General features: G+C 75.3%; 4 protein-coding genes and 1 pseudogene. 4 read left to right on the forward strand and 1 reads right to left on the reverse strand.

From position 1 onward, the window contains the following. The 4 genes and pseudogenes from SSBG_RS18375 to sucD all read left to right on the forward strand — a co-directional run. Window positions 1-2,291: pseudogene (locus SSBG_RS18375) on the forward strand (DUF5682 family protein); the annotation flags it as partial. A 533-nt stretch (window positions 2,292-2,824) separates the two neighbouring features. Further along, window positions 2,825-3,628: a VWA domain-containing protein gene (locus SSBG_RS18380; protein WP_234010760.1), complete on the forward strand. Its 804-nt coding sequence runs from the start codon at window positions 2,825-2,827 to the stop codon at window positions 3,626-3,628. Window positions 3,629-4,008: 380 nt separating this feature from the next. Then, on the forward strand, window positions 4,009-5,184 hold the full coding sequence (gene sucC / locus SSBG_RS18385) for an ADP-forming succinate--CoA ligase subunit beta (RefSeq protein ID WP_008747570.1): 1,176 nt from the start codon (window positions 4,009-4,011) through the stop codon (window positions 5,182-5,184). A 19-nt stretch (window positions 5,185-5,203) separates the two neighbouring features. Further along, complete coding sequence (gene sucD, locus SSBG_RS18390; protein ID WP_007826174.1) at window positions 5,204-6,088, forward strand: succinate--CoA ligase subunit alpha; 885 nt, start codon at window positions 5,204-5,206, stop codon at window positions 6,086-6,088. Window positions 6,089-6,393: 305 nt separating this feature from the next. Here the strand turns inward: sucD and SSBG_RS34900 are convergent, their stop codons facing one another. Next, complete coding sequence (locus SSBG_RS34900; RefSeq protein ID WP_234010576.1) at window positions 6,394-7,878, reverse strand: sigma factor-like helix-turn-helix DNA-binding protein; 1,485 nt, start codon at window positions 7,876-7,878, stop codon at window positions 6,394-6,396. Window positions 7,879-8,053: the final 175 nt, after the last annotated feature.

The raw sequence follows: 8,053 nt of genomic DNA on the forward strand, positions 1-8,053 counted from the left end.
CGCCGCGCACGAGGTCCCCGTCCGCTTCATCGACCTCCCGGCGGCGCACAGCCTCGCGCTGCGGGCCGAGGAGGAACGCGAACGGCCGCAGGACGCGCGCGGCGAGGAGGAGGGCGGCGCGGAGGCGGTCCGCGAGGACGGGGCCGCCGACGCGCCGGACGAGGAGACGGCCCCCGCCGCCGTACGGATCGACCCCGTCGCCGTCCTCGCCGGGGCCGCCGGGTACGACGACCCGGAGCGCTGGTGGGAGGACGTGGTCGAGCACCGGGGCGCCATGGACGGGGACGCCCCGGCCGCCGAGGGCGAGGCCCCGTACCCCTTCGGCGCCTTCGCCGCGCTCGCCGAGGCCATGACGGCGCTGCGCGAGCGGTACGAGGACGGCGGCCACCCGCAGGACGCGGTGCGCGAGGCGCACATGCGGCTGTGCCTGCGCGCCGCCGAGAAGGAGTACGGGGCCGGGGCGGTCGCCGTCGTGTGCGGCGCCTGGCACGTACCGGCCCTCGCCCGGCGCGTCCCGCTCACCGCGGACCGGGCGGCACTGCGCGGGCTGCCGAAGGCGAAGACGGCGCTGACCTGGGTGCCCTGGACGCACCGCAGGCTCGCGCGGGCGAGCGGCTACGGCGCGGGCATCGAGTCCCCCGGCTGGTACGGGCACCTCTTCGCCGCCCCGGACCGGCCGGTGGAGCGGTGGCTCACGAAGGTCGCCGGGCTCCTGCGCGAGGAGGACAAGCACGTCTCCTCGGCGCACGTCATCGAGGCGGTACGGCTCGCCGAGACGCTCGCCGTCATGCGCGGGCGCCCGCTCGCGGGGCTCGGCGAGACGATGGACGCGGTGCGCTCCGTCATGTGCGAGGGCTCCGACGTACCCCTCGCGCTCGTGCACGACAGGCTCGTGGTCGGCGACGTGCTCGGCGAAGTGCCCGACAACGCGCCCGCGATGCCCCTCCAGCGCGACCTGAACCGGCTCCAGCGCGCTCTGCGCCTCAAGCCGGAGGCGCTGGAGCGCACCCTCGAACTCGACCTGCGCAAGGACAACGACGTCGCCCGCAGCGCACTCCTCCACCGGCTGCGACTGCTCGGCGTCGACTGGGGCGTCCCGGCCGCCTCGCGCGGCGGCACGGGCACCTTCCGCGAGACGTGGACCCTGCGCTGGGACCCCGAACTCGCGGTGCGGGTCGCCGAGGCGGGCATCTGGGGCACGACGGTCCTCGGCGCCGCCGAGGCGCGGGCCACCGCGCGCGCGGCCGAGGCGCGGCGGCTCGGCGAGATCACCGCGCTCGTCGAGGCGTGCCTGCCCGCCGCGCTGCGCGAGTCGCTGCCGCACGTCATGCGCGCCCTCGCGGACCTCGCCGCGCTCGACACGGACGTGGCGCGCCTCGCCGAGGCGCTGCCCGCGCTCGTGCGCACCCTGCGGTACGGGGACGTGCGCGGCACGGACACGGGCGCCCTCACCGAGGTTGCCGCCGGGCTCGCGGAACGCGTCTTCGTCGGCCTCCCCCCGGCCTGCGCGGGCCTGGACGCCGAGGGCGCCGAGTCGCTGCGCGGGCAACTGGACGCGGTGCACGGCGCGGTGGGCCTCCTGGCCGACTCGCTGGAGGCGATGGCGCAGGGCGGCCCGGCGACGGAGGACGTGAGCGCGGAGGGCGTGACGGCGGAGGACGTGAACGCGGGCGGACCGCCGCTCACGGGGCCTTCCCCGGCGGACGCTCCGGTCCCGGCGGGCGCTCCGGCCCCGGCCCCCGGCCGCTCCGCTCCTCCCGCACCCCACAGCGGCCTGCGCGCGCGCTGGTACGGGGTGCTGCGGCGGATCGCCGGGCGGGACTCGGCGGCCGGGGGTCGTGCGGGGCCGGTGCGCGCGCCTGTTGCTCGACGTGGGGGAGTGGCAGCACGAGGAGGCGGCGCGGGCCATGGGCCTCGCGCTCTCGCCCGGGACGGCCCCGGCCGAGGCGGCCTCCTGGATCGAGGGCTTCGTCGGCGGCGGCGCGCCGGGCGGCGGGCTGCTCCTCGTGCACGACGAACGGCTGCTCGGCCTCGTGGACGCGTGGCTCGTCCGGGTGCCGCCGGGCGCGTTCACCGACGTACTGCCGCTGCTGCGACGCACGTTCTCGGCGTACGAACCGGCGGTACGCCGCTCCCTCGGCGAACTGGCCGCGCGCGGCCCCGGGGACCGGGCGCGGACCGCCGGACCGGCGGTGAGCGCGACGCTCCCCGGCTTCGGGGCCGGGCTCGACGAGGCACGCGCCGCTGCGGTCGTACCGGTGGTGCTGCGACTGCTGGGGCGGGCGGCATGAGGCCCCCGCCGCCCGCGAGGGAGGCGACCTTGGAGCGCCCAAGGGCGTGCCGGGCGCGAGGACATGACGGACAGGGCGGGCCGGGGCGGTGCGGGGCACCGGGACGGACGGACGGAGAAGGGGCGGAACGCATGACGGACCACGAGGTGGAGGAAGCCCTGCCCGAGGGGGAGCGCCTGCGGCGGTGGCGGCTCGTGCTCGGCGGGGAGCGCGGCGCGGAGGGGACGGGGGTCTCGCTGAGCGGGCGGGACCTCGCGATGGACAAGACGCTCGCCGCGCTCTACGGGCGGCGGGACGGCGGTGACGGGCAGGCGCGGGGCCGGCGGCAGGGCGGGCTCGGCGGTTCGGCGCCCGACGTGGCGCGTTGGCTGGGTGATATCCGCACGTACTTCCCGACGTCGGTGGTCCAGGTGATGCAGCGGGACGCGATCGAACGGCTCGGGCTCTCCGCGCTGTTGCTGGAGCCGGAGATGCTGGAGGCCGTCGAGGCGGACGTGCACCTCGTCGGCACGCTGCTCTCGCTCAACAAGGCGATGCCCGAGACGACGAAGGAGACCGCGCGGGCCGTGGTGCGCAAGGTCGTGGAGGAGCTGGAGAAGAAGCTCGCGGCGAAGACCCGGCAGACCGTCACGGGCGCGCTCGACCGCGGCGCGCGCGTGAGCCGCCCCCGGCACCAGGACATCGACTGGAACCGCACGATCGCGGCGAACCTCAAGAACTACCTGCCGGAGTACCGCACGGTCGTGCCCGAGAAGCTCATCGGCTACGGGCGGGCCGCGCGCGGCGTCAAGAAGGACGTCGTGCTCTGCATCGACCAGTCGGGCTCGATGGCGGCCTCCGTCGTCTACGCCTCGGTGTTCGGCGCGGTGCTCGCCTCGATGCGCTCGCTCGACACCCGCCTCGTCGTCTTCGACACGTCCGTGGTCGACCTGACCGACCAGCTCGACGACCCCGTGGACGTCCTCTTCGGGACGCGGCTCGGCGGCGGTACGGACATCAACAGGGCGCTCGCGTACTGCCAGTCGAAGATCACCCGGCCGAGCGAGACGGTCGTGGTGCTGATCAGCGACCTCTACGAGGGCGGCATCAAGGACGAGATGCTCAAGCGGGTCGCGGCGATGAAGGCGGCGGGCGTGCAGTTCGTGACGCTGCTCGCGCTCTCCGACGAGGGCGCCCCCGCCTACGACCACGAGCACGCCGCGGCCCTCGCGGCCCTCGGCGCCCCCGCCTTCGCCTGCACCCCCGACCTCTTCCCGGAGATCATGGCCGCCGCCATCGAGAAGCGCCCCCTCCCGGTCCCCGACCCCGAGACGGCCCCGGCGGGAGGCCGCCCCTGACCCCGCCCCTGACCCACCCGCCCCGCGTCCGCAGCCCCCGGCTTCCGCTGGTCCGCCACCCCGTCCGCCACGAGGGATCGCCGCGCGGCACGGTGGCGCCGGGCCCGTGAAACCCCAGCTCAGCACCCCCGCGCGAGCGGCACCCGGTGCCAAGGCGAAGGGCACCCTGTGACAGGTATCACCGCTGTCCCCGTACCTCGCGATTTAGAGACCACGGCGGGACGGCGATAGCCTGGCGGGCGGACATGCCGCGTACCCGGAACAACGACGTGTGCGCTTCTCTCAGTGACGAAGGCCAGCTGTCACGCCGCCCTGACGCGGCACGCCCACGGATTGACAGACCGCACAGCGGCAAGATCACGGAGTAGGGACGGACGCGCGTGGACCTGTTCGAGTACCAGGCGAGGGACCTCTTCGCCAAGCACGGTGTACCGGTGCTGGCCGGTGAAGTCATCGACACGCCTGAGGCGGCGCGCGAGGCGACCGAGCGACTGGGCGGCAAGGCCGTCGTCAAGGCGCAGGTCAAGGTGGGCGGCCGCGGCAAGGCCGGTGGCGTGAAGCTCGCCTCCGACCCGGCCGACGCGGTCGAGAAGGCCGGCCAGATCCTCGGCATGGACATCAAGGGCCACACGGTCCACAAGGTGATGCTGGCCCAGACCGCGGACATCGCGGAGGAGTACTACGTCTCCTTCCTCCTGGACCGCACCAACCGCACCTTCCTCGCCATGGCCTCCGTCGAGGGCGGCATGGAGATCGAGGAGGTCGCCGCGACCAAGCCCGAGGCGCTCGCGAAGATCGCCGTGGACGCCAACGAGGGCGTGACGCCCGAGAAGGCGCGCGAGATCGTGGACGCCGCGAACTTCCCGGCGGACGTCAAGGACGGCATCGCCGAGGCGCTCCAGAAGCTGTGGACCGTCTTCGTCAAGGAGGACGCCCTCCTGGTCGAGGTCAACCCGCTGATCAAGTCCGGCGACGGCAAGATCATCGCGCTCGACGGCAAGGTCTCGCTGGACGAGAACGCCGACTTCCGCCAGCCGGAGCACGAGGCGCTGGAGGACAAGGCCGCCGCGAACCCGCTGGAGGCCGCCGCCAAGGCGAAGAACCTCAACTACGTCAAGCTCGACGGTGAGGTCGGCATCATCGGCAACGGCGCGGGTCTCGTCATGAGCACCCTCGACGTCGTCGCGTACGCCGGTGAGAAGCACGGCGACGTGAAGCCCGCCAACTTCCTCGACATCGGCGGCGGCGCCTCGGCCGAGGTCATGGCGAACGGCCTGGAGATCATCCTGGGCGACCCCGACGTCAAGTCGGTCTTCGTCAACGTCTTCGGCGGCATCACCGCCTGCGACGAGGTCGCCAACGGCATCGTGCAGGCCCTCGAACTGCTCAAGTCGAAGGGCGAGAACGTCAGCAAGCCGCTCGTCGTCCGCCTCGACGGCAACAACGCGGAGCTGGGTCGCAAGATCCTGTCGGACGCCAACCACCCGCTCGTGCAGCGCGTGGACACCATGGACGGCGCGGCCGACAAGGCCGCCGAGCTCGCGGCTGCGAAGTAAGGGAACGGGTCACCACACCATGGCTATTTTCCTGACCAAGGAAAGCAAGGTCATCGTCCAGGGGATGACCGGTGCCACCGGCATGAAGCACACCCGCCTCATGCTCGGCGACGGCACCAACATCGTCGGCGGCGTGAACCCGCGCAAGGCCGGGACGAGCGTCGACTTCGACGGCACCGAGGTCCCCGTCTTCGGCTCCGTCGCCGAGGCGATCAAGGAGACCGGCGCCGACGTCAGCGTCATCTTCGTGCCGCCGGCCTTCGCCAAGGCCGCCGTGATCGAGGCGATCGACGCCGAGATCGGCCTCGCCGTCGTCATCACCGAGGGCATCGCCGTGCACGACTCGGCCGCCTTCTGGGCGTACGCGCAGAGCAAGGGCAACAAGACCCGCATCATCGGCCCGAACTGCCCCGGCCTCATCACGCCGGGCCAGTCGAACGCCGGCATCATCCCGGGCGACATCACGAAGCCGGGCCGCATCGGCCTGGTCTCGAAGTCCGGCACGCTGACGTACCAGATGATGTACGAGCTGCGCGACATCGGCTTCACCTCCGCCGTCGGCATCGGTGGCGACCCGGTCATCGGCACCACGCACATCGACGCCCTCGCGGCCTTCGAGGCGGACCCCGAGACCGACCTCATCGTCATGATCGGCGAGATCGGCGGCGACGCCGAGGAGCGTGCGGCCGACTACATCAAGGCCAACGTCACCAAGCCGGTCGTCGGCTACGTCGCGGGCTTCACCGCGCCCGAGGGCAAGACCATGGGCCACGCCGGCGCCATCGTCTCCGGCTCCTCCGGCACCGCCCAGGCGAAGAAGGAGGCCCTGGAGGCCGCCGGTGTCAAGGTCGGCAAGACCCCGACCGAGACCGCCAAGCTGGCCCGCGCCATCCTCAACGGCTGACACCCCCGCAGGGGCCCCGGGCCCCGGGGAAGCGCGCCCGCTCGTCCCGCCCGCGCCCCGTCCCCGTACCGCGTTCGCTTCGCGTGTACGGGACGGGGCGCGGGCGTTTTCCGCGCCTCGCGCGCGACGGCGGCCCCGGCGGCGGCCCGGTGGGGGCACGCGGAGGGGCGCGGGCGGTACGCCACCCGGCCGGCGGTCCGGCGGTGGTCGGGGATCGCCGTGCGCGCCTCCCCTCGCAGGCGGCCGTCCCCCCGGGGGCGCGACGCCATCCACGCCCGGGGCGTGAGGGGGCGCTGCGGGTCCGCTCATTCCGGCAGGGGGGCCAGCCGTCCCGGGCCCGTGCCCGGACCCTCCGCCGGGGGGCCGTCCGGCGAGGCGGGCGGGCGCTGGGGTCCCGGGGCAGGGCTGAGGGTGCCGTCCACCTCGGTGGCCGGGGGCGGGGGTGGGGTGCTGTCCGTGGTGGCGACGGCGTAGAGCGTCGTCGCGGCGAAGAGACCGGCGACAGCCAGTGCCGCCCCGGTACGGGTCCGGCCCGAGAGGCGGGCGTCGGCCAGGGCCTTCTCGGGGGTGGGTGGCGCGGGACGGCCCGGGATCTCGCCCGTCGCGAGGAAGGCGCGCAGGCGGGCCGTCAACTGTTCCGGCTCGTCCTGGAGTTCCGGCAGACGGGTGGTCAGGGCCGCGCGCGCGTGGAGGAGCCGTTGCGCGGCCGCCGGGGTGCTCGCCTCCACCTCCGCGGCCGTCCCCGGCAGGTCGAGTCCCACCCCTTCGTGCAGCAGCACCACCCTCCGCTGCGTCGGGGGCAGTCGCAGCAGCGCCTCCACGAGCGCCGCCCGCCCCGTGCCGGCGGGCAATTCCACGCGGCCCCGGCCGCCGAGACCGCGCCACGGCGACAGCGCCGCCTCGTGCACCACGGCCCGCACCCAGCCCGCCGGGTCCGGGTCCCGTGCCACCTCCGGCCACCGCTCCCACGCCTGCCGGAAGCCGCCGAACAGGGCGGCGAGCGCGGCACGCGGGCGGCCCGTCAGGAGATACGCCTGCCGCAGGAGCACGGGCGCGGCCTCCGCGTAGAGCGCGGCGAAGGCGGCCTCCGGCGGCCCGGACACGGAAGACCGTTCGACGGTCAGCGCCCCCTCGGGAGGCGGCGTGACGGCGGACGAGGCGGAAGCGGAGGCGGGGGCGGCGGAGGCGGCGGGCGGAGCGTGCGCGATGTCGGGCACCGTGGCGGGCGCCTCGGCGGAGAGCCGGCCCCCGGAGGCACGTGCCGCCGACCGGGCGGCGGGCCGGGCCGCCTGGCCGGTGGTACGTGACGCCGTCCCGGTGGGCTGTGGCGCTTGGCCGGTGGGCGCGGCTTTCTGGCCGGTGGGCGCCGTCTCGCCGATGGGCGCCGTTTCGCCGGTCGGCGCAGTCTCGCCCGTGCGCGCCGTCTCGTCGGTGGGCCGTGCCGCCGCGTCACCGGTGGGACGCGCCGCCTTACCGCCGGTCCGCGCCGCCCGCCCGGTGGGCCGTGCCGCCTTAGCGGTGGGCGCGGCTCCCGCGCCGGTCAGCGCCGTCTCGTCGGTACGTGCCGTCTTGCCGGTGGGGCGCGCCGCCGTTTCGCCGGTGCGTGCCCTCTCGTCGGTAGCCCGTGTCGCCGGTCGGCCGGGCCGCGCCGCCTTCCCGCCGGGCCGCGCCGCCTCAACGGCGGGCGCAGGTCCCTCGGTCGGCGCCGTCTCGCCGGAGAGTCGTGCCGCCGCTTCGCCGGTCGGCGCGACCTTCCCGGTGGGCGCCGCTCCCTCGCCGGTCCGCGCCACTGCCCCGGTGGGCCGTGTCGCCTCCCCGGTGGGCGTGGTTCCCGCGCCGGTTCGCGCCCTCTCCCCGCCGGTCCCCGCCGCCTGCCTCGCCTCCCCGGTGGGCGTGGTTCCCGCGCCGGTTCGCGCCCTCTCCCCGCCGGTCCCCGCCGCCTGCCCAGTGGGCCGCGCCGCCTTC

Source organism: Streptomyces sp. SPB074 (assembly GCF_000154905.1).
Taxonomy (GTDB): domain Bacteria; phylum Actinomycetota; class Actinomycetes; order Streptomycetales; family Streptomycetaceae; genus Streptomyces.